The sequence below is a fragment of the Marinobacterium sp. MBR-109 genome, assembly GCF_040547565.1.
Taxonomy (GTDB): Bacteria; Pseudomonadota; Gammaproteobacteria; order Pseudomonadales; family Balneatricaceae; genus Marinobacterium.
The window spans coordinates 208453-230980 of record NZ_JBEPPZ010000004.1 but is presented as its reverse complement, the minus strand read 5'-3'; the positions used below and the strand labels follow the sequence as shown (position 1 = coordinate 230980).

The window sequence follows — 22528 nt, the reverse complement described above, 5'->3', positions numbered from 1 at the left end:
AACAGGCCCCAAAAGGGGCCTGTAGAGAGGTCAAAGAGGTGGTCAGAAAGCGCTGAAACCATAGTTGGCGATCAGGCGTACTTCGTCAACGTTGTCGAACTGCTCGCTTTCAATATGGGCAATGCGGGCACGCAGGGACAGGCCCTCCAGTGAGCTGCCCTGAAACACATACTGCGCTTCCAGATCTGTTTCGCTTTCTTTGGCGTTGGTCTGGGTAGCGGTATCAATATCCCAGCCTTCGGTATGACGTGCCATCAGGCTCAGGCCCGGCAAGGCAGCCACGTTGTAGTCGGCGCGAACCTGCAGTGACTGTTCATCCGCACTGTTGAAGTCCAGATATTGAACAGAGTTCCAGACCATCAGAATATTGTTGTCGTTGTTGAAACCGTCCCAGCTGTAGTCATAACCGTCATCGCCGCCGATGTTTTGGTAAGACAGTGTCATGGTCAGGTCGCCAGTCGTGTAGCGGCCTGCGAGATTGAACAGGCTGGACTGATAATCACGGCCGTAAAGGTCGCCGTCATCCGTGCCGTAGTAATAGTGTGCATCCACCAGAATGCTGTCGCCGTTGTTCAGTTCAAACGGGTAGGATGCGTTCAGGTAGGTCTGACGCAGGTAGTCATCAGCGATGCCGTGAGCTGCCTGGACGCTCAGGCCGTTATTGAAGCTGTAGCTGCCGCCGAGTACATACAGGTCGTACTCTTCACCGTTGGCTTCGTACTTGTCAAAGTCGGTTTCGGCCATGTTGACAGCACGATCACTGTAGATGGCATACAGGTCAGCGCCGCCCAACTGAGTATCCAGCTTGATCGCCTGGGTCGAGCTGGGGGTTGAGCGAGAGTCGTCATCGTATAACAGGGGGGTCGCGAGAACCATGCGACCGGCACGCAGCTCGGTGACGTCACCCAGTTTCAGTTTGATGAATGCCTGGCCCAGCTTGGCATAGCTCTCGGTGTCATCGCCATCGGCTTTAAGCATGCCGATACTTTCATCGCCACCGCGGCCATCCAGTTTTAGGGCTCCAAACAGGGAGGCGTCAAAGCCGATCACATCGTTGATATAGGGAGAAGCATAATCAACGCGCACGGCCTGCGAAGCGGCTACGCGGTCTTCCGCGGTGCCCTGACGAAAATCACGGTTGAAGTAAAGCGTACGCAGGTTGATATCCAGGCTCGGCTCATTGGCAAAGGCAGCTGGTGTGGCGATCATGCAGCAACCGGCCAATGCAATGGCGAGTGGTTTTTTTAGTGTATTCATCGTGGCTGTACCCTGTTGAATAAGAAGATCTGCAGATTTATGTTCGCCAAATTTGGCGTTGGCAGCAGACTGAACGGGGCGCAGTGTAATAAAATGCACCTTTTAGCTCAAACGTGCGGGATTAGACCTTGTCTGTATTTAAAACCTTATCCGGGCCCCTGCTGGGGTTGCCTGTAGCGATCGTTTTTCTTTTGCTGCTCGATCTGCTGTTGGTGCGAGACCTGGCGTGGACGCTGGAGAACTATCAAGGCAAGCGTTTCTGGGTCAATTTCGGTATCAGCGCTTTTGTGCTTTGGGCGCTGCTGTTCAATATCCGTGGCTATTGGAACCTGCACCGCCGCACTGCAGTTGCCTTGTTGGCCGGTGTGGCCATTGCCTATTTCGCGCAAAGTGCCTACTTCGGTGTATACCGCAAGTTTGTGACGGTATTTGACTTCCGTTTTTTCGCCACTGATCCCCTTATGACCGTTGAGTTGTGGCTGGAGCACGGTACCTTTCTGCGTCCTGTTCTGGCTGCAGGGCTCGCCTGTATGGTGTTATACCTGATCATGTGCCAGCCGGCTTCTCCTCGTCGCTGGTTGCGCTGGAGCAAGGGTGGACTGGGTGTTGCGTTTTTTTTGCTGGTTACCCTGAATTGGTATGGCGCACCTCATTTTCAGCTTGCACCGGTGGCTTATGCCGGCAACCTTATCAGTGCAGTCGAGTTTAATTACAACCGCGATGACTACCCGCCAAAACCTGTGCTGAATTACCGTGAGCAGGCGCCAGAAGGTGTGCCTTCACTGGTGTTTGTGATCGGTGAGTCACTGAATGTGGATCATATGGGGGTTTATGGCTACGAGCGGGATACAACACCCAACCTGACTCGGCTGGAGCGTGAACAGAAGCTGGTCGCAATGCGCAACGCGGTGAGTATTGGTCCACGTACACTGACCTCTGTACCCTACATGCTGACCGGACTGCAGGGTGTGGATCCGCACGGGGTGATCTACTCTGTACCGACCCTGTTCAACTATGCCAAAAGTGCGGGTTACAGTACGGCGCTGATCACGGCGCAGGACTTCCAGTGGCGCAATACCGACAAACTGTTTGTTGACCAGGATATGGATCACTTCGAACAGGGCAGTCACTTCAGCCCTGATGTCAGCGTCTCGATCGGAGCTGATGATCGAACAGTGCTGGAAAAAGGAATTAAGCCCTGGCTTGGACGTCAGTCAGGAGGTGATCGCCCCTTCATGCTGGTGGTACAGATGAGCGGCAGTCACACCCCGTTCTCGCGTCAGGTGCCGGCCGATATGAAGCAGTTCCTGCCGGAAGAAAACCCGAACAGTATTAACGCCTATGACAACACGGTGTGGTACACGGATCTTGTTCTAAATGAACTGCTACAGGCAGTAAGAGCCGAGAATCCGAACAGCTGGATATTCTATTCCTCCGATCATGGGGAACATGTAACCGGGAAGGGTGGTGCGTTTCATGGTGATTTTCAGGATGAGGTGACACACAACAGCTTTCTGGTATTTCCGCCTGTATCGCACTATGAAGCGATTGCTGACAAGGTGGATTCCCCGCTGTCACAGGCAGACATATTCGCTACCCTGTTGGAACTGATGCAAGTGGAACCGGTGACCCCTATTGATGGCTTGAGCCTTTTGGGCGATATCCCCGAAGATCGCATGCGAATTGTCACGGCGTTCATGAAAACCCTGCATAATGACCCGCGGGCAGCGTTGGTATTCCCGGATCGTCGTATCTGGGAGGTGGATTTTGAGCGCAGTAATGTGCGTCTGGCTGATGGGGAGAGTGTGATTCCCTACCGCCAAATGGGTGCGCAGTACCGTCAGATGTTCGACCGTCGTATTAATGCAGGGAGAACAAGCGAATGATCGTGACCAAAGCCACCGGTCTGGCAAGGTTCTATTACGCCACACGTTATTCAATCAAGGGGTTGCGAGCCGCCTACCGCAGTGAGCCGGCGTTTCGGTACGAGCTGTGGGCGGCAGCGTTGCTGTTGCCACTGGCATTCTGGCTGGCTCAATCCGGCTTGCAGCTGGGGCTTTTGATCAGCACGCTGCTGTTTGTGCTGATCATGGAGCTGATCAATACCGCCATAGAAGCCGTGGTCGACCGCGCCGGTACAGAGTTCCATGCTCTGGCGGGTCTTGCCAAGGATCTTGGGTCGGCAGCGGTGTTACTGTCACTACTCATTACGGCGGTGGTCTGGGGCGGTATCGCCTGGGACAATTTCAGCTGACGTTCCTGCATGGCAGCCTGCCTCTCTTGCGCGTTATAATGCCGCGTTTAACTCACCCCATTACAGGATCGAGTCACCATCATGACTGTTCGTACCCGTGTAGCACCGTCACCTACTGGCGATCCCCACGTAGGCACCGCCTATATTGCACTGTTCAACCTCGCTTTTGCCCGTCAGCACGGCGGCCAGTTCATTCTGCGTATTGAGGATACCGACCAAACCCGCAGTACGGCTGAGTCGGAGCAGGCGATTCTGGATTCGTTGCGCTGGCTGGGGCTTGAGTGGGATGAAGGGCCTGACGTGGGTGGTCCTCATGGGCCTTACCGCCAGAGCGAGCGCAAGGGTATGTACAAGGACTTTGCCATGCGTCTGGTGGAAGAAGGCACGGCGTTCCTCTGCTTCCGTACCGCAGAGGAGCTGGACGAGTTGCGCGAAACCCGTCGTGCCGATGGCAAGCATACTGCACTGAAACAGAGTGACCTTGAGTTGCCGCAGGATGAGGTTGAGCGTCGCATGGCGGCGGGAATGCCTTATGTGGTGCGCATGAAGGTGCCGGAAGAGGGTGTCTGTGTGATTGACGACATGCTGCGCGGTCCCATTGAGCTGGATTGGGGGCAGGTCGACGCCCAGATCCTGCTCAAGTCCGATGGCATGCCGACCTACCATCTGGCCAACGTGGTTGATGATCATCTGATGCAGATCACCCACGTGATCCGTGGCGAAGAATGGATCAACTCGGCGCCCAAACACAAACTGCTGTACCAGTACTTTGGCTGGGATATGCCGCAGTTGTGCCACATGCCGCTGCTGCGCAACCCGGACAAATCCAAGCTCTCCAAGCGCAAGAACCCGACCAGTATTCTGTACTATCAGCGCATGGGCTACCTGCCGGAAGCGCTGCTGAACTATCTGGGTCGCATGGGGTGGTCCATGCCGGATGAGCGTGAGAAGTTCAACCGTGACGAGATGTTCGCCAGCTTCGATATTCAGCGTGTATCTTTGGGCGGGCCGGTTTTCGATCAGGAAAAACTGAGCTGGCTCAATGGCCTCTGGATCCGTGAAGAGCTGAGCCCTGAGCAGTTTGCGGCACAGGTACAGAAGTGGGCGTTGAACCCCGAGTATCTGGCGCAGATCATTCCGCTGATTCAACCGCGTGTTGAAAAATTTACCGATATTGCACCGCTGGCCGGTTTTTTCCTGAGCGGAATGCTGCCGATCACTGAGGCGGATTTCGAGCACAAGAAAATCGAGCTTGAAGAGGTGCGTCGCATTCTGCAGTTCAGTGTTTGGCATATGGATCAGCAGGGACACTGGGACCGTGACAGTCTGTTCGCCGAGCTGAAAAAACTGGCTGATGGCATGGATATCAAGATTCGTGATTTCCTGTTTCCGCTGTTCGTGGCCATATCCGGTACTGCTCAGAGTGTTTCGGTGGTGGATGCGATGTCCATTTTGGGGCCGGACATGAGTCGTGCCCGCCTGCGTCACGCGCTTGAAGTAGTGGGTATGCCGTCCAAGAAGGAAACCAAGCGTCTGGAAAAGGAATACAAGGCGCTAACTGACTGATTCAGTTGTGCAAATTGTCAAGATTCCTGCAAGAAAACGTTTGACAGCACAGGGTGGGACCATTAATATACGCCCCGTCCTGTGACGAGGGGCCTTAGCTCAGCTGGGAGAGCGCAACACTGGCAGTGTTGAGGTCAGCGGTTCGATCCCGCTAGGCTCCACCAAAATCGTCATACACAGCGTCCCATTCGTCTAGTGGCCTAGGACACCGCCCTTTCACGGCGGTAACAGGGGTTCGAACCCCCTATGGGACGCCATCCTTTTGCAGGCATTCGCCTGACTGTGGGGCCTTAGCTCAGCTGGGAGAGCGCGACACTGGCAGTGTCGAGGTCAGCGGTTCGATCCCGCTAGGCTCCACCATCCTCTTATGTATTTCAAGATTCTCTGTAACCGGCATCAAATGCCTGCTCATTAAGAGACAGCATCTTTCCACCCTTGTTGGCAAAACGGTCCAGCAGTGCCTGTTTCAGCAAGCCGCTGTCGAAAGGCAGATATCTGGCTGCGGCACCGAGCATGAGGCTGTTTACCAGTCGACGATCTCCCATACCAATAGCCATATCCCAGGCGTTCAGGCTGCTGATGCTGATTGGATACCGGGCCAGCTGTTCCAGTGGTGCATCCGGATATTCAAACAGCCCTAAAGATACAACCGGTGGGGTTTGTGCAAAGGTGTTGACCAGTGCGGCTGCACCTGTGCGGAGATGCCCCGCCCAGCGCAGTGCCTCGGCGGGCTCGAACGCCAGCAGCAGATCGGCATTTCCGGGTGTGATGGAGGGGGAGTATACCCGAGCGCCAAAGCGCACATGTGAAGTTACGACACCGCCGCGCTGTGCCATGCCTGCCACCTCTGTTTTTTTCACATCATGGCCGGCGCGAATGGCAGCCTGAGCGATGATGTCAGCCGCGGTCATGACGCCCTGCCCACCAATCCCGGCCACCAGTATATTGGTTACATGGCTCATGCACTTACCTCCACGGCATTGATTCGGTTGTCGCGGCTCAGCGGAATGATGGCATCCGGGCCGCAGGTGTTGATGCAGAGGTTGCAGCCGGTACAGGCTGCGCTGTCGATTTTCACGAAGGCCAGTTGTTTTTCACGACCGTTGGGTTTGATCACCGTTTCACGCCGTTCAACCAGAATGGCCGGGCAGCCCACATCAAGACAGTTGCTGCAGCCGGTGCACCTGTTGGCGTCTACGGACAGCGCCGGTTGCTGGCTGTAGCGCTCGGTAAGGACGCAGGGCTGATTGGTTATGATGACCGATGGCCCGGTTTGCTTGACCTCTTCACGCAACGCCTTGAACAGTGTGGGCAGTTCGTATGGATTGACCTCATGGATCCGCTCGGGTTTGACCCCCAGGGCTTCGCACAGCTTTCTGAAGTCAACCTGCACGGTTTGTTGGCCGTGAAGGTCAAGGCCCGAAGAGGGTGCGTTCTGTCCGCCGGTCATGCCTACCGCTCGGTTGTCCAGCAGCAGAATGGTGACGTTGCCACGGTTGTAGGTGATGTCCAGCAGTCCCTGCATGCCCATATGCAGGAATGTGGAGTCGCCGATGACCGCAATGACATTCTTGTTTTGATCCGCTTCACTGCGTCCCTTGTCGATCCCCTGGGCAACGCTTAGCGAAGCTCCCATGCTGATGCAGGTATCCAGTGCATTCCACGGCTGGCCGGCCCCCAGCGTGTAGCAACCGATGTCGCCGGAGATAATGGTGTTTTTAACGTGCGCGAGACAGTAGTAGATACCCATGTGAGGGCAGGCAACACACAGGGTTGGCGGGCGCGGAAACAAATCGTTTTGAGTTGCAGGGGCAGTGGTGCAGGTGTCACCGGTGAGCGGGGCCAGTGCAGGCCTCAGCACTGACGGTGTCAGCTCTCCGATTCGGGGCAGGATGTCCTTGCCGCTGAGCCGGATGCCGGCTGCTTTCAACTCGGTTTCCAGCAGTGGCTCGACCTCTTCGGCCACAATCACTTGATCAACCCCCTGGGCGAACGCTCTGATTGTTTCGATGGGAGCGGGGTGGCTCAGCCCGAGCTTCAGAACGGGGGCTTCCGGGAATGTTTCACGCACATGGCAATAGGCGGCACCCGAGGTGACAAAGCCAATCCGTCGATCGCGGCCGGACTCGAATCGGTTCAGCTCACAACCTTCCGAAAACTGCGCTAATGCATTGTCACGCTGCATCATCAACGGTATGCGGTTGCGCGCGTTGCCCGGCACCATGACGTAGCGGCTGCTATCTTTATTAAAGCACCGTGCAACCGCTGTTTCGGGCGCCTCGGTGCTGACCAGTCCCTTTACATGACAGATGCGGGTGGTCAGGCGCAGCAACACGGGTACTGAAAATCGCTCTGACAGGGCAAAGGCAAAGCGGGTCATGCTGTAGGCTTCCTGCGCGTCACAGGGCTCGAGCACCGGGATATGGGCGAAGCGACCCCAGTAGCGAGAGTCCTGCTCATTCTGTGAGGAAGAGAGCCCTACATCATCCGCCACTGCAATGACCAGCCCGCCGACTGCGCCGATCAGGGTCTGGGTCATCAAGGCATCGGATGCCACGTTGAGTCCAACATGCTTCATGGCACAGAGGGCTCGGCTTCCGGCAAGAGAGGCACCAATTGCGACCTCAAGTGAAACCTTTTCGTTGATCGACCACTCTGAGTAGACCGTTGGATAGGCTGACAGATATTCCAGTATTTCGGTGGATGGTGTGCCGGGGTAGGCTGCCGCCACACGGCAATCGGCATCGCGGGCAGCCATCGCTACCGCTTCGTTGCCGGAAATGAAAATGGCCTGCGGATTACGTACCTGTTCGGCGGCGGTCATCGGGCGCTCCATGACAAGATGATATTTTTTGTTCGGGGTCTTGCTTGAAAATGAATCATGTATCGAGTGTAGAGCGGCAGCTGTGGGCGTATACGGACCTGGATCAATAAAGCGTGAATGTGGCACATTAGCCAATAGTAGCGCGGTGAAGGGCGCTGATGTCGATCATCAGGGAGCGAGAATATGATGAATGTGATCCAGCATGTGACAGCTAATCAGCACGGGCGCGATTTTGTGGTGGGTGATATTCATGGCTGGTACGAGCCCTTGATGGCCGAACTGGAAGCGGTCTGTTTTGACCCTGCACATGACCGGCTGTTTTCAGTGGGTGACTTGATCAACCGGGGACCGGATTCAGAGCGTTGTCTGCTGTTGACCCAAGAGCCCTGGTTTTTTGCGGTACGGGGTAATCACGAGCAGATCCTGTTCAATTGGCTTCAGCAGCCGGAGGCGGTGGATGTGGAAACGTGGCTGCGTTACGGCGGCAGAACCTGGCTGGGAGCGGGGCCGGAGCACTACTTTGCCCGCCATCCTGAGCTGCGTCGCCATGCTGAAGTGCTGGCTGGCCAGATGCCCTGGGTGATCGAGCTTGAGGTAGGCGATGGGCGCAGAATTGGCATCTCACACAGTACCTTCCCGCTGGATGAATGGGAGGATCTGGCACTGAGGCTACCGTTCGAGCCCGCGTTGCAGGAAGCCTTGCTGTGGGAGCGCCCCATCAAGCAGCCTGAGTTTGTGCACCATGTGGAGGGGATCGATCTGACGGTACACGGCCATGTGGTCGTGCCAAGAGTCGAGCGACGGGGCAACGGCATATATATTGATACGGGGGCAGCACTGTTTGAGCAGCCGATTAAGCCCGAAAGCCGTACCCATAACCCGCGTATTACGGCGATTGAACTCAGTGAGCTGTTTATGATCACAGCTCACTGAGCCTGAGTCTAGAAGTGGCCGCTGGCGGAAAAACGGATGCGCAGCTGCTTTTCGATTTCCACACAGATGAACAGCATCACCCCCAGAGCCACAATCAACAGACCATCGAAAAGGGCGATTGCTTCAGTTTCAAACACCATTTGCAGCACAGGCAGATAGGTGATGGCAAACTGTCCGGCCGTGACCAGAATGATGGCCAGCCATACGGCGCGAGTGCCCAGTGCGGCGCGCCAGTTCAGCGATGTGCTGTAGATGTTGCGGATGAAAAACAGGTGGAATATTTTCATCACGACCAGTGTATTCATTGCCAGTGTACGGGCCATCTCTTCGGAGTAGCCCTGATTGATGGCATAGGTATGGATCCCGAAAATAGCCAGCAGGAAGAGCGTGCCTACCAATATGATGTGCCAGACAAGTGCCCCGTTGAGGAGCGGTTCCTGACGTGAGCGGGGCGGTCGTTTCATGGTGTTGGACTCGGTGGGCTCAAATGCCAGCGCGATTCCCAGGGTAACGGCGGTGATCATATTGACCCATAAAATCTGCAGCGGCGTGATTGGCAGCGACATACCCAGCGCCAGTGCCAGCAGAATGGTCCCGGCTTCACCGGCATTGGTGGGCAGGGTCCAGCTGATCACCTTCTTGATGTTGTCGTATACGGTACGCCCCTCTCGTACGGCTGCGGCAATGGAAGCAAAGTTGTCATCCGCCAGCACCAGTTCGGATGCCTCGCGAGCGGCTGCGCTGCCGTTCAGCCCCATGGCGATGCCGGCATCGGCGCGCTTGAGTGCCGGCGCGTCGTTGACGCCATCGCCGGTCATGGCAACCGTCATGCCCTGTGTCTGCAGTACCTGAACCAGTCGCAGCTTGTGCTCGGGGCTGGTGCGTGCAAACACATCCGACTGACGTACCGCTTCGGACAGGGCCGCGTCATCCATCTGGTCAATATCACGCCCCGTAATAACCCGGTCGGTGTGGGTGAGCCCGATCTGGCGGGCAATCGCCCCTGCGGTGGTGGCATGATCACCGGTAATCATTTTGACATTGATCCCGGCGTCATGGCACTCCTGTACAGCGGTAATGGCCTCGTTGCGTGGAGGATCAATCAGGCCTGTAAGACCCAGGAAAACAAGTGCCTGTTCAAGATCACTGTGCTCCAGCACGGTATGATCTGTACTGACAGGGCGCATGGCCAGTGCCAGAACACGCTGACCCTGCTCGGCCAGCGCTTCGGCCTGTTGCAGCCAGTACTCGACCGCGATCGGTGCGGTGTCACCCTCGAGCTGAAGTTGTTGTTGGCACATCTGCAGTACCTGCTCAGGGGCGCCTTTAACGAAAATATAGGCCTCGTTGTCATGGTTGTGGTGCAGGCTGGCCATGAACTTGTGGCGTGAGTCGAAGGGTATGACATCCGTCCGCGTCCATTGCCGACGGGCATCAAGCCCATCGCTTAATGCCTTGGCTGCAAAAGCCAGCAGCGCGGCTTCCATCGGGTCACCTTCCGCTTGCCAATGGCTGTTGTTGCGAGTCAGCTCGGCATCGTTGCACAGCAGGGCGGCGCGAGCGGCCTGAATCAGTCCGGTCTGACTGTCGGCTGTTGTCTTGCCTGATGATGCCTCCAGAGGGCCTTCAGGGGCATAGCCTTCACCTGTAACACTGAACTGCTCGTTGGCCAGTATCAGGCGGGTGACGCTCATTTCATTGCGGGTCAGTGTGCCGGTCTTGTCGGAACAGATGACGGATACGGCGCCGATGGTTTCAATCGCGGGCAGACGTCGAATGATGGCGTTACGCCTCGCCATGGCCTGAACGCCAACGGCAAGCGTAATGGTCAGAACGGCGGGCAGCCCTTCGGGAATGGCCGAAACCGACAGGGCGACCACGGACATGAACAGCTGTGCAAACTCGTGCTCCAGTACGAAGTAGCCGAATCCGAGAATGACCGTGGCCAGGCTGACGATAAAAGCGGTCAACCAGCGCGAGAACTCGCTCATCTGTGCAACCAGTGGGGTGGTGAGCGTCTCTACGCCGGTCAGCAGCTCACTTATGCGGCCAATCTCGGTAGATTCGCCAGTAGCCACAACAACCCCGACACCCTGGCCGCTGGTGACCGTGGTGCCGCTGAAAGCGAGGCAGGTGCGATCGCCGAGTGCGGCGTCAGCGGCAACGGCAGCGGTCTGCTTGTCCACCGCCACTGATTCGCCGGTCAGAATCGCTTCCTGTATCTGCAGATCATGGCTTTTCAGCAAGCGCAGGTCTGCAGGCACCTTGTCACCGGCTTCCAGCATGACGATGTCGCCGGGCACCAGCTCTTCACCGGCCAGGGTGGTGCGTTTGCCATTGCGCATGACAGACGCTCTGGGCGCGAGCATCTGCCGAATGGCATCCATCGCGCGTTCAGCCTTACCTTCCTGCAGTACACCGATAATGGCATTGATCAGCACCACGGCCAGGATCACGCCGGTGTCGATGTAGTGCTGCAACAGGCCGGTGATGAACGCCGCCCCCAATAACACATAAATGAGAATATTGTGGAACTGCATGACAAATCGAAGCAGCGGATGGGGGCGGGGCGGCTCAGGCAGCCTGTTGCGCCCATACTGCTGTTGTCTTTGCTGCGCTGTCTCATGACTCAGCCCTTCAGGGCCTGTATCCATCTGCTGCAGAACATCTTCTGCAGCATGATGATGCCACTGTTCTCTGTGTTTCATGTGTCGATTCCCTGGGTTATGGTTGGGCGGCCTTGTTCTGCTGTGAGTCGCGCTCAGGCTGCAGGTTCCGCAACTGCAGCATGAAGCACTAACGATCAGTACGGTACCTGACGTGCATCAATTTCAGCATTGGTTTGCAGGTCTGGGCTCGCTTGTCATTTTTATTGACTAGACTGATCCATACAGCTGCGTCCGCAGTATCAAATCATCAAGTGATACACTAATACAAAAAAAGTTTAGCTTTTGTGTATCATTTGAATAAATTTGATAGTACATTTAATCCATCGCATGTTGGTGAGCGTATCCTGTTGTATCTGTGCCTGCAGCGGTACAGCTAAACAGGCTGAAAGCGGCCGGAGCGATACAAAAAACACTCTGGCTTAGAAAAATAAGTTACACAGTGCGACAGAATGAACCAAGATCGGAGAGCAGAACGATGACGCCCGAAGAAAAGAATTTCATGCGTAAGATCGAAGCGGAAGAGAAGATCGAACCGAAGGACTGGATGCCTGCTGAGTATCGCAAGAACCTGATCCGTCAGATCTCTCAGCATGCTCACTCTGAAGTGATCGGCATGCAGCCGGAAGGCAACTGGATCACCCGCGCACCTTCCCTGCGTCGCAAGGCAGTACTGTTGTCCAAGGTACAGGACGAGGCAGGTCACGGCCTTTATCTGTACAGCGCGGCTGAAACCCTGGGTATCTCCCGCTCTGAAATGATCGAACAGCTGCAGAGCGGCAAGGCCAAGTATTCCTCGATCTTCAACTACCCGACCCTGACATGGGCTGACGTAGCGGCGATCGGCTGGCTGGTTGATGGTGCTGCCATCGTGAACCAGGTATCCCTGCAGCGCACCTCTTACGGCCCGTACTCACGCGGCATGATCCGTATCTGTAAGGAAGAAAGTTTCCATCAGCGCCAGGGCTACGAAGCCATGCTGGCACTGGCCAAGGGCTCCCCGGAGCAGAAAGCGATGGCTCAGGATGCTCTGAACCGCTTCTACTGGCCGGCCCTGATGATGTTTGGTCCGCACGACTCCGAGTCTGCACACTCCCAGAAATCCATGGAGTGGAAGATCAAGCGCGAGACCAACGATGACCTGCGGCAGAAATTCGTCGATCAGACCGTCAAGCAGATCGAAGTGCTGGGTCTTGACCACCCGGACGCCAACATCAAGTGGAACGAAGCACGTGGCCACTACGACAGCAGCGACCTGAACTGGGACGAGTTCTGGAGTGTGATCAACGGTAACGGCCACTGCAACCGTCAGCGTATCGAACACCATGTTGCCGCCCACGATGAAGGCGAGTGGGTTCGTGACGCCATTACTGCATACAACGAAAAGAAACGCGCCAAGAAAGCACAGCGTGCAGCTTAAGAGGTAACTGGAAATGACAAAGCCAACTGAAAAACTGGAACTGTTTGAGGTTTTCGTACGCTCCAAGCGTGGTCTGGACCACAAGCATGTCGGCAGCCTGCACGCTGAAGATCATGAACAGGCGCTGGAATACGCCCGTGACTGCTACACCCGTCGCAGCGAAGGCGTCAGCCTGTGGGTCGTCAAGTCCAGCGACATCTGCTCATCTCAGGAAGATGATGCGGATTGCTTCTACGACCCGAATGATGACAAGCCCTACCGTCACGCGACTTATTACGTGCTGCCCGATCCCGTCAACAACATGTAATCGGTGAGGAGATAGAGTAATGAGTGACGCAATCAAGGCGGCAACGCTTGAGTATGCCACCCGTTTGGGTGATGACTCCGTGGTTCTGGGCCACCGTATCTCCGAGTGGGTGAGCTACGGTCCGTTCCTGGAAGAAGATATCGCTTACGGCAACGTATCACTGGATTACATTGGCCGTGCCCGCATGTTCTACACCTATGCGGCTGAGCTGGCCAACGATGGCCGCAGTGAAGATGACTTTGCCTACATGCGCAGTGATCGTGAGTACCGCAATCTGCTGCTGATGGAAATGCCCAAGGGTGACTTTGCTTACTCTCAGGTACGTCAGCTGTTCGCGGATGTGTACTACACACTGGTACTGCCGGAGCTGGAAAAGTCGAAGGACGAAACCCTGGCGGCAATCGCCTCCAAGGCGATCAAGGAAACCAAGTATCACCTGCGCCGCAGCCGTGACTGGGTTCTGCGCCTGGGTGATGGCACTGAAGAAAGTCACAAGCGCACGCAGAAGGCCGTGGATGCGCTCTGGGGTTATACCCACGAGATGTTCGACATGGACGAAACCGAGCAGCTGCTGGCTGACAACGGTATTGGTGTCGACGTATCCAGGCTGCGTGATCAGTGGCACAAGATGGTCAGCGACATTCTGACCGAAGCCACTCTGACCGTGCCGGAAGACGCCTGGGCCGTGCGTGGTGGTCGTACCGGTTACCACACCGAGAATCTGGGTCATATGTTGACCGAGATGCAGATCGTGCACCGCTCTCACCCCGGATGCCAGTGGTAAAGCGCCATGAATGAAATCTCATTGATGCCGGAAGAGCAGTATCGTCGCCTGCAGCAACGCAACGCGCCGGACGTAAAGGAACTCTGGAACCTGCTCGATGAAGTGAAGGATCCTGAAGTCCCGGTACTGAGCATCTGGGATCTGGGGATTCTGCGTGACGTGGAGCGTGATGGTGACCGTATTGTGGTCACCATCACTCCGACGTACTCCGGCTGTCCGGCGATGAACACCATCACCGATGACGTAGTGGCCCAGCTCAATCGACACGGCTATGACGATGTTGAAGTCAAAACGGCCCTGTCGCCAGCCTGGAGCTCTGAGTGGATGTCGCCGGAAGGGCGCCGCAAATTGCGCAACTACGGCATAGCACCGCCGGAGGACGCCGATATCGATGCGGATGGTCTGACCCCGGATGCCCATGCCCAGTGTCCGCACTGCGGCTCGCGCAACACCCGTCGGATAAGCGAGTTTGGCTCCACCGCCTGCAAGGCGCTGTTCCAGTGCAACGATTGCAACGAGCCTTTTGACTATTTTAAGAAGATATAGGTGAAGCGATGTCTGACACCAATTTCTACACGCTGAAAGTGGCCGAAGTCCAGCCGGAAACGGACTCGGCGATCTGCGTGACCTTCGAAGTACCCGAAGAACTGAAGCAGAAGTTCAAGTTTATCCAGGGCCAGTTCCTGACCCTGCGCGCCATGATTGATGGCGAAGATGTACGTCGTTCCTACTCCATCTGTTCCGGCGTGAACGATGGCCACATGCGTGTCGGCATCAAGCGTGTACAGGATGGCCGGTTCTCCAACTACGCCAACGACCATTTCAAGCCGGGTGTTGAAGTTGAAGTCATGCCGCCGCAGGGCAGCTTCTACACTGAGCTGAACCCGGAAAACGCCAAGAACTACATGTGCATTGCGGCAGGCTCCGGCATCACGCCGATGATCTCGATCATGAAGTCCGTGCTCTCTACCGAGCCGAACAGCAGGGTCACTCTGATCTACGGCAACCAGCGCAGCAATACCGTGATGTTCAAGGACGAGCTGAACTTCATCAAGAACCGTTATATGGATCGCTTCCAGTGGATCAATATCATGGACTATGAAGATCAGGGCGCGGATCTGCTCAACGGTCGCATCGACAACAAGAAAGGCTATGCACTGCAGAAGAGCGGCCTGATCGATATCAAGAGTACTGATGAAGCTTTCATCTGTGGTCCTGAGGCGATGATGACCGAAGTCTCTCGTGGCTTCCGTATGGAAGGTTTGAGCGACAGTCAGATTCACTACGAACTCTTTGCCACCTCGTCTGCAGACTCCAAGGAGATGCTGGAGAAGGCACAGGCGCGCGTAGCGCAGTACGGCGAAGACAAGATGAGCAAGGTGACCGTGGTCGCCGATGGTCGCTCCGTGATGTTTGATCTGGCTACCGTGGGTCAGAACATTCTGGATGCGGGCATGGATGCGGGTATGGACCTGCCTTACTCCTGCAAGGCCGGTGTGTGCTCCACCTGCAAATGCAAACTGACCAAGGGTGAAGTGGAGATGGATATCTCTCACGGACTGGAGCAGCACGAAATCGAAGCCGGTTACGTGCTCAGCTGTCAGGCGCATCCGATCACCGACGAAGTCGTGCTGGATTTCGATCAGCGCTGATACCGCGTCGGTTTATACCAGAACGCCCCGCCCAGTGCGGGGCGTTTGCGTTTCTACTCTTCGTTCGATGGGTTGTCGGACGTGTTGTCGGACGTTGGTTCGACCATGCGCACGGCACTTTCGATCACCACGGGTGTCAGCGGTACATCCCCGTGCATGCCCTGGCGGCCGGTTTTCACCGCACTGATGCTGTCGATGGTGTCCATGCCGTTGACCACTTTGCCGAATACAGTATAACCGGCCGGACCATAGCGGCCATCAAGCCGGATGTTATCCGCTGTATTGATGAAGAACTGCGCCGTGGCGCTGTCCGGATCCCGGGTGCGGGCCATGGCGATGCTGCCGCGCAGATTGCTCAGGCCGTTGCTGGACTCGTTTTTGATCGGCGCACCGGTTTCAACCTGCTCCATCTCGGCCGTGAAACCGCCGCCCTGGATCATGAAACCCGGGATCACGCGGTGAAAGATCAAGCCATCGTAGTGGCCCTTGTCCACATACTGCAGGAAATTGGCAGTGGTGACAGGGGCCTTGTCAGCATCGAGTTGCAGCTCAATTTCCCCCAGGGTCGTTGTCAGCAACACCCGTGGAGCGGTTTCCTGCGCCTGAGCGGGCACGAACGCAGCCGGCAGTAATGCCAGGCCAAGCAGCAGTGTTTTCAACATCCAGGTCATCTCCAGTAGAATTGATCTCGAATTATAACGTGCAAGGCGGTCTTTGGTCCCTGATTGATCGGCCAGTTCCCTTTGTGTCGGCCTGACACTACACTCCTGTTCTACTAGAGTGTGCTTAACGCCTTCATTGAAAGCACTTGATACAAGGATACACCATGCCCCCACAGACGCTTCCCGGTTGCGCCGGATGCCAGGCGCCGCTGGATTTTGATTTTACCTTTGCCTTTCAGCCTCTGGTCGATCTCTCAAGGGGAGAAGTGTACGGCTACGAGGCACTGGTGAGAGGCGTCGATGGCGCGGGAGCCTTTTCGGTGCTGTCGCGTGTCACTGATGAAAACCGCTACGCCTTCGATCAGGCTTGCCGAGTCAAGGCGATAGCCCTGGCTGCGAAGCTGGGTATGGAGCAGGTGTTGAGCATCAACTTCCTGCCCAATGCCGTGTACGAGCCCGCCCACTGTATTCGCAGTACCTTGAAAGCTGCGCGTGAGCATGGCTTTCCCATTGATCGGATCATGTTCGAGATTACCGAGTCGGAGCGAGTGCATGATGCCAATCACCTGACCCGGATCTTCGAGTATTACCGCCAGCAAGGGTTTATAACGGCACTGGATGACTTTGGAGCCGGTCATGCCGGGCTCAACCTTCTGGCCAGCTTTATCCCGCATACTCTGAAACTCGATATGGAGCTGGTGCGTGACATCGATAGCCACCGGGTGAAGCAGATCATCGTGGGCGGGTTGATCGATATCTGTAACCAGCTCGATATCCGCATTCTGGCTGAAGGCGTTGAAACTGCCGCCGAGATGGAATATTTCCTCCAGCGCGGCGTGACCCTGATGCAGGGCTATTACTTCGCCAAACCGGGCTTTGAGTGTCTGCCCAGCGTAGATTTTGGCAAGCTGCCGAATTGATCAGGCACAAGGCCGGTCATAGACCGGCCGAATCCTGTGCTCTGCGTTCCGTCGCGGGCTCTTCGATCACATCTTCCGCAACCACCCAGGGCTCTGCCGGTGCCAGCTTGCGCTCACCGGTGCGGGCTGCATAGCGCTCTTCACGCAGGGCACGCAACAAACCGGTTGCCATGGCCATCACCACCAGTGAAAACGGCAACGCAGCGGCGATGACGGCCGCCTGCAGGGTTTCCAGACCGCCGGCCAGCAGTAGTACGGCAGTCAAAAGCGCGAGAAAAATGCCCCAAACGATACGGTGCCCGGAGGGTGGGTCGGTATCACCCCCGGACAGGATGGTCGTGATCACCAGCGTGCCTGCGTTGGCAGAGGTGATGAGATAGGTCCCGATCAGCACAATCAGCAGGGTAGACACTACCGGGGTCATGATACCCAGTGACATGCCCTCGATCATGACAAACAGGGCCGAGGAGATGTCGTTGTACACGGCCTCGATGACTCCGCCGCCTTGAAACAACTCCTGGTACAGCGCGGTGCCGCCAAACAGGCCGATCCAGATAATGGTGATTCCGGTGGGAACCAGCAGTACACCGGTGACAAACTCGCGGAAGGTGCGTCCGCGCGAAATGCGCGCGATAAACATGCCCACGAAAGGGCTCCATGCCAGCCACCAGCCCCAGAAAAACACTGTCCACTCCGATTGCCAGCGGCTGTCGTGGGTAGCGTTGGTATGAAAGCTCAGGCGCAGCAGGTTCTGGATGTAATCGCCTGTGGCCTCGATGGTGACACCAATCAAATACTGAGTGGGGCCGAGAATCAGCATGAATAGCACTGCCGCGATGCTGAGCCAGAAGTTCATTTCCGACAACAGGCGCACGCCACGAGAAACGCCGGACACTACCGAGGCGGTCGCGATCATCATGATGCCGGCGATCACGGTGAGCTGCAGCTCGGTGGAGTTGATGATACCAAACACGCGGTGCAGCCCCGAGTTCATCTGTTGCACACCCAGGCCCAGTGTCGTGGCGATGCCGAATACGGTACCGAACACGGCCAGCAAATCGATCAGGTCACCCAGAGCACCATGGACTCGGTTGCCCAGCAATGGGCGCAAGGCTGAACGTACGGTCAAGGGCTGATCATGACGGAAAGCAAAATAGGCCATGGTGAGCCCGACAAAGGAAAAGATGGCCCAGCCGTTGATGCCCCAGTGAAAAAACGAGAGCCGCATGGCGATGATGGCCGCATCTGCATCAGCGCTGCCAAACTCAACGAAGGGGTTGTCCTGAAACTGAAGTATTGGCTGTGCCACCGACCAGAACAGAATCCCGACACCGGTACCGGCTGCAAACAGCATGCTGACCCAGGAGAAGAAGGTAAATTCAGGCACCTCGGCATCGTTGCCCAGACGCACATTCTTGTAGCGCCCAGTGCCGAGCCAGATCATGAAAAACAGAAGAAAGGCAACCAGCAGGACGTAATACCATTCAAGAAAGGGGTTGAGCCAGCTGCGCAGCTGACCGATCGCGGCAGCACTTTCATCGGTAAAGAAAACGCCGGCTACCACGGTCGCCAGAACCATCAGGATGGCAATGATGCTCATCCCTGCGTTCATCCCCTTGAACGGGCCTGTCTGTGCCTGATTATACAATGCACTATCCTCCTTTTATCGGGTAAGATCCTGAAATGGTAAGGGTTGAGGCACTGATTACAACCGTGCCGGGAAAATAGAGTCACGGGCTCTCGGTTCGCTGAGGGTGGGGGAGAGGGTGTTGGAATGACGGAATTGCTGAAGATACGGGGGTTTCCGGCGTTCGTTCTGGTGGCGTTCATCAATGCGTTTGTCGACCTGGGACACAAGGTCACCATCCAGAATACCCTGTTCAAAAGTTATGATGGTGAAACCCAGATTCTGCTGACGGCCATCGTTAATGGCCTGATTCTTCTGCCTTTTATTCTGCTGTTTACCCCTGCAGGCTTTGTTTCCGACAAGTATCCCAAACACCGCGTCATGCAGCTGTCGGCGGCGGCGGCCCTGCTGATCACGCTGGCAATAACGGCCTGTTACTATGCCGGTCTGTTCCTTCCCGCTTTTGCCCTGACCTTTGTTCTTGCCGTACAGAGTGCGATTTATTCACCGGCAAAATACGGTTTTATTCGGGAGCTGCTCGGTGTTGAGCGTTTGAGCGAAGGTAACGGTTGGATTCAGGCCGCCACCATCGTAGCGATTCTGAGCGGTATTGTGGTGTTTTCAGCGCTGTTCGAATGGATGCTGGCCGGACAGCTGTTGCACAGCCCGAACGAGATTCTGCCCAATGTGGCATCTCTTGGCTGGATTCTGGTCGGCGGTGCCGCCCTGCAGCTGCTGCTGACCTTGCGTCTGCCGGCCCTGAGCCGAACCGACCCGCAACAGCATTTCAGTGTGCAGGATTACCTCAGTGGGCGCAGCCTGTGGCGCAACCTGGCTGAGCTTGCGAGTGTGCGCACCATCCTGCTGTCCATATTTGGCCTTGCCATGTTCTGGTCAATCAGTCAGGTGATGCTGGCTGTGTTTCCGGCCTATGCCAAAGAGCACCTGGACCAGAACAACACCTTCATCATTCAGGGGGCGATGGCGCTGGCCGGGGTCGGCATCATGATTGGCTCTGTCATCGCGGGCCGCCTGTCGCGACACTATATCAATGCCGGCCTAATTCCGCTGGGTGCCTGTGGTGTGGCGTTAGGGCTGCTGCTGTTGCCGCAGCTGAACAGTATTGCCCTCTGCGCGCTGGCCTTTCTGCTGATCGGTACCTGCGGCGCGATGATGATTATCCCGCTCAACGCCATGATTCAGTTTAATGCCGAAGAATCGCGTCTGGGACGGGTGCTGGCCGGCAATAACTTTGTTCAGAACGTTTCCATGCTCAGTTTCCTGCTGCTGACAGTGACCAGCGCGCTGTTATCGGTGCCCTCAAGCTGGGTACTGTGGCTGCTGGCACTGGTGGCGGCAGGTGGTGCCATTTATGCAGTGATTCTGTTGCCACAGGCACTTGTGCGCCTGATGGCGACAAGCCTGATTCGGCGGCGGTACAACCTGAAGGTGCTCGGGTTTGAGCACCTGCCGGTGAGCGGCGAGGGGACTCTGTTGCTTGGTAATCATATCAGCTGGCTGGACTGGGCCATGCTGCAGATGGCCTGCCCGCGTCATATCCACTTCGTTATGGAACGCTCCATCTATGAGCGCTGGTACCTGCGCTGGTTTCTGGATCTGTATCGTGTCATTCCCATCTCCTCGCGGGGGCCGCGCAGTGCCATGCGTCAAGTGCGCGAGCTGCTGGCCGCTGGCCGGGTTGTATGCCTGTTCCCGGAGGGTGCCATCAGTTACAGCGGTCAGCTGGGCGAGTTCAAGCGAGGTTTTGAGCGGGTCGCACGGGAAAACGGAGACGGTCCCTTACCCGATGCTCGTATTATCCCCTTTTATCTTCGAGGGCTCTGGGGCAGTCGCTTCTCCCGTTCCAGTGAGCGGCTGCAGGGGTTTGACAACCGTGGGCTCAAACGTGATGTGATCGTGGCGTTCGGTAAACCGATGCCGCTTGATACACGTGCTGAAACCGTCAAGCAGACGGTTGCCCAGCTGTCGATTCATGCCTGGAATGAGTACACCGGTAGCCTTGAAACGCTGCCGCGCGCCTTTATTCGTACCGCCAGGGCGGCTCCTTCGGAATGGGCGCTGACCGATCTGAACGGACCGGTGCTGAACCATCGACGGTTACTGACGGCCTGTATCCTGTTCAGCCGCCGGCTCAGGAAAATTGATGAACAGAATGTTGGTCTGCTGCTGCCGACTGCCGCGGGGGGGGCTATTGCCAATATGGCCCTGTTGATGTCGGGCAAGACGCTGGTGAATCTGAACTACACATCACCCGAGCAGGTATTGCTGGACTGTGCCGAACGGGCGGGTGTGCGCACCCTGGTAACTTCGTCACAGTTCCTGCGCAGGCTGGAGCAGCGTGGTCTGAGTTTCAAGCGGTTGCTGGAACAGATGGACGTGATCATCCTGGAGGATGTAAAGGCTCGGATTGGCAAGACCGAGTCGCTGCTGACGCTGTTGCAGGCGGTTGTGCTGCCGGTGTGGGCATTGCACTGGCGTTACGGGGGAGAGTCGAAGCTGGATGAAACCGCTGCAATCATGTTCTCATCAGGCAGTGAGGGTACACCCAAGGGAGTGATGTTGAGCCACCGCAACATGATGGCAAACCTTAAACAGATCGCGGCCGTGTTGAACGTTCAGGAGGATGACTGTGTGCTGGCAACGCTACCCCTGTTCCATGCCTTTGGCCTCACCGTTACCTGCATGATGCCGCTGGTGGAGGGGATCCCGCTGGTCTGCCAACCGGATCCGACTGATGCGGTCAATATCGGCAAGGCGGCAGCACGCTATCGTGCCACCATTCTGTGCGGCACCAACACCTTCCTTGGCATTTATGTCCGCAACCAGAAGCTGCATCCACTGATGTTCAGTTCGTTACGGGTCGTCGTCGCCGGAGCCGAGAAGCTCTCGCCTCAGATAAAATCCGGCTTCGAGGCGCGCTTTCGCGTTCCGGTACTGGAGGGCTATGGCTGTACCGAAACCACGCCGGTGGCCAGCGTGAATCTGCCGGATTACCTCGATACCCAATGGTGGCACCTGCAGCGGGGCCAGCGAGAAGGGACCGTCGGCATGGCGCTGCCCGGCTCCATGTTCAGAATCGTGGACCCGGCTTCGCTGGAGCCGTTGCCGGTGGGTGATAGCGGAATGATCCTGCTGGGAGGCAGCCAGATCATGAAGGGATACCTCAACGAGCCTGATCGTACTGCCGAGGTGATCATTGAGGCGGATGGTTTGCGCTGGTACAAGACCGGTGACAAGGGGTATCTGGATGAAGATGGCTTCCTTACCATCATTGATCGCTATTCACGCTTTGCCAAGATAGGGGGCGAGATGATCTCGCTCAGCTCGGTAGAGCGAGCCGTGCAGTCAGAACTGGATCAGCCGGAGCTGGTGTTGGCGGCGGTTGCTGTGCCGGATGCGCGCAAGGGCGAGAAAATTGTACTGCTGGTGGAGGGGGCTGATTCCGAGGCGATTCAGTCGCGTCTGCGGAAATCATCAATTGCGCCGCTGTGCCGGCCGGCAAGGGTCTATACAGTGGATCAAGTCCCGCTGCTGGGCAGTGGCAAGATGGATCTTGCCGCGCTGCGTCAGCTTGCACTGGAACAGGACCGCCCTTCTGAGGCATAATTCCGACTATTGTAGTTGGTTATTATCTG

General features: G+C 56.5%; 17 protein-coding genes and 3 tRNA genes. 14 read left to right on the top strand and 6 right to left on the bottom strand.

Annotated features, from left to right (window positions below; all coding sequences use genetic code 11):
- Positions 1-42 precede the first annotated feature (42 nt).
- Positions 43-1257, bottom strand: a complete 1215-nt coding sequence (locus tag ABIE60_RS07660) for an OprD family outer membrane porin (RefSeq protein WP_354468849.1) — start codon at positions 1255-1257, stop codon at positions 43-45.
- Between the two features lie 128 nt (positions 1258-1385).
- Between ABIE60_RS07660 and ABIE60_RS07655 the strand changes: the two genes are divergently transcribed.
- From ABIE60_RS07655 to ABIE60_RS07630, 6 genes are all read left to right on the top strand, one after another.
- On the top strand, positions 1386-3143 hold the full coding sequence (locus tag ABIE60_RS07655) for a phosphoethanolamine transferase (RefSeq protein ID WP_354468848.1): 1758 nt from the start codon (positions 1386-1388) through the stop codon (positions 3141-3143).
- Positions 3140-3511, top strand: a complete 372-nt coding sequence (locus tag ABIE60_RS07650) for a diacylglycerol kinase (protein ID WP_354468847.1) — start codon at positions 3140-3142, stop codon at positions 3509-3511. Before ABIE60_RS07655 ends, ABIE60_RS07650 begins: the two co-directional genes overlap by 4 nt.
- Before the next feature lie 81 nt (positions 3512-3592).
- Entirely contained in the window at positions 3593-5077 is a 1485-nt protein-coding gene (gene gltX, locus ABIE60_RS07645) for a glutamate--tRNA ligase (protein ID WP_354468846.1), read from the top strand.
- Between the two features lie 88 nt (positions 5078-5165).
- A tRNA-Ala gene (locus tag ABIE60_RS07640) sits at positions 5166-5241 on the top strand.
- A gap of 17 nt (positions 5242-5258) precedes the next feature.
- A tRNA-Glu gene (locus ABIE60_RS07635) sits at positions 5259-5334 on the top strand.
- A 27-nt stretch (positions 5335-5361) separates the two neighbouring features.
- Positions 5362-5437: transfer RNA gene (locus tag ABIE60_RS07630), tRNA-Ala, on the top strand.
- Between the two features lie 14 nt (positions 5438-5451).
- On the opposite strand, the gene ABIE60_RS07625 is transcribed toward ABIE60_RS07630, so the two are convergent.
- Entirely contained in the window at positions 5452-6039 is a 588-nt protein-coding gene (locus ABIE60_RS07625) for an indolepyruvate oxidoreductase subunit beta (protein WP_354468845.1), read from the bottom strand.
- Positions 6036-7901 carry a thiamine pyrophosphate-dependent enzyme gene (locus ABIE60_RS07620; protein ID WP_354468844.1) on the bottom strand — a complete coding sequence of 622 codons (1866 nt, stop codon included), beginning with the start codon at positions 7899-7901 and terminating at the stop codon, positions 6036-6038. Before ABIE60_RS07620 ends, ABIE60_RS07625 begins: the two co-directional genes overlap by 4 nt.
- Positions 7902-8084: 183 nt before the next feature.
- Between ABIE60_RS07620 and ABIE60_RS07615 the strand changes: the two genes are divergently transcribed.
- Positions 8085-8834 (top strand): metallophosphoesterase, encoded by a 750-nt coding sequence (locus tag ABIE60_RS07615; RefSeq protein WP_354468843.1) that lies wholly within the window; start codon positions 8085-8087, stop codon positions 8832-8834.
- An 8-nt stretch (positions 8835-8842) separates the two neighbouring features.
- On the opposite strand, the gene ABIE60_RS07610 is transcribed toward ABIE60_RS07615, so the two are convergent.
- Positions 8843-11542, bottom strand: a complete 2700-nt coding sequence (locus tag ABIE60_RS07610) for a cation-transporting P-type ATPase (protein WP_354468842.1) — start codon at positions 11540-11542, stop codon at positions 8843-8845.
- Positions 11543-11978: 436 nt separating this feature from the next.
- Between ABIE60_RS07610 and paaA the strand changes: the two genes are divergently transcribed.
- The 5 genes from paaA to paaE are packed head-to-tail and all read left to right on the top strand — an operon-like array spanning position 11979 to position 15663.
- Entirely contained in the window at positions 11979-12920 is a 942-nt protein-coding gene (gene paaA / locus ABIE60_RS07605; RefSeq protein ID WP_354468841.1) for a 1,2-phenylacetyl-CoA epoxidase subunit PaaA, read from the top strand.
- 13 nt (positions 12921-12933) lie between these two features.
- Positions 12934-13227 (top strand): 1,2-phenylacetyl-CoA epoxidase subunit PaaB, encoded by a 294-nt coding sequence (gene paaB, locus ABIE60_RS07600; RefSeq protein ID WP_354468840.1) that lies wholly within the window; start codon positions 12934-12936, stop codon positions 13225-13227.
- A 19-nt stretch (positions 13228-13246) separates the two neighbouring features.
- On the top strand, positions 13247-14011 hold the full coding sequence (gene paaC / locus ABIE60_RS07595; RefSeq protein ID WP_354468839.1) for a 1,2-phenylacetyl-CoA epoxidase subunit PaaC: 765 nt from the start codon (positions 13247-13249) through the stop codon (positions 14009-14011).
- 6 nt (positions 14012-14017) lie between these two features.
- The gene (gene paaD, locus ABIE60_RS07590) at positions 14018-14557 is read left to right on the top strand and encodes a 1,2-phenylacetyl-CoA epoxidase subunit PaaD (RefSeq protein WP_354468838.1); all 540 of its coding nucleotides are present in this window, start codon (positions 14018-14020) and stop codon (positions 14555-14557) included.
- Between the two features lie 8 nt (positions 14558-14565).
- Complete coding sequence (gene paaE, locus ABIE60_RS07585) at positions 14566-15663, top strand: 1,2-phenylacetyl-CoA epoxidase subunit PaaE (RefSeq protein ID WP_354468837.1); 1098 nt, start codon at positions 14566-14568, stop codon at positions 15661-15663.
- Positions 15664-15716: 53 nt separating this feature from the next.
- On the opposite strand, the gene ABIE60_RS07580 is transcribed toward paaE, so the two are convergent.
- A complete protein-coding gene (locus tag ABIE60_RS07580) occupies positions 15717-16325 on the bottom strand; it encodes a peptidylprolyl isomerase (protein ID WP_354468836.1) in 609 nt (202 codons plus the stop codon).
- A 164-nt stretch (positions 16326-16489) separates the two neighbouring features.
- Here ABIE60_RS07580 and ABIE60_RS07575 point away from each other — a divergent pair, with 164 nt between their 5' ends.
- Positions 16490-17245 (top strand): EAL domain-containing protein, encoded by a 756-nt coding sequence (locus ABIE60_RS07575; RefSeq protein ID WP_354468835.1) that lies wholly within the window; start codon positions 16490-16492, stop codon positions 17243-17245.
- Between the two features lie 16 nt (positions 17246-17261).
- Here the strand turns inward: ABIE60_RS07575 and ABIE60_RS07570 are convergent, their stop codons facing one another.
- Entirely contained in the window at positions 17262-18893 is a 1632-nt protein-coding gene (locus ABIE60_RS07570; RefSeq protein ID WP_354468834.1) for a BCCT family transporter, read from the bottom strand.
- A gap of 126 nt (positions 18894-19019) precedes the next feature.
- Here ABIE60_RS07570 and ABIE60_RS07565 point away from each other — a divergent pair, with 126 nt between their 5' ends.
- Positions 19020-22499: an acyl-[ACP]--phospholipid O-acyltransferase gene (locus ABIE60_RS07565; protein ID WP_354468833.1), complete on the top strand. Its 3480-nt coding sequence runs from the start codon at positions 19020-19022 to the stop codon at positions 22497-22499.
- Positions 22500-22528 lie beyond the last annotated feature (29 nt).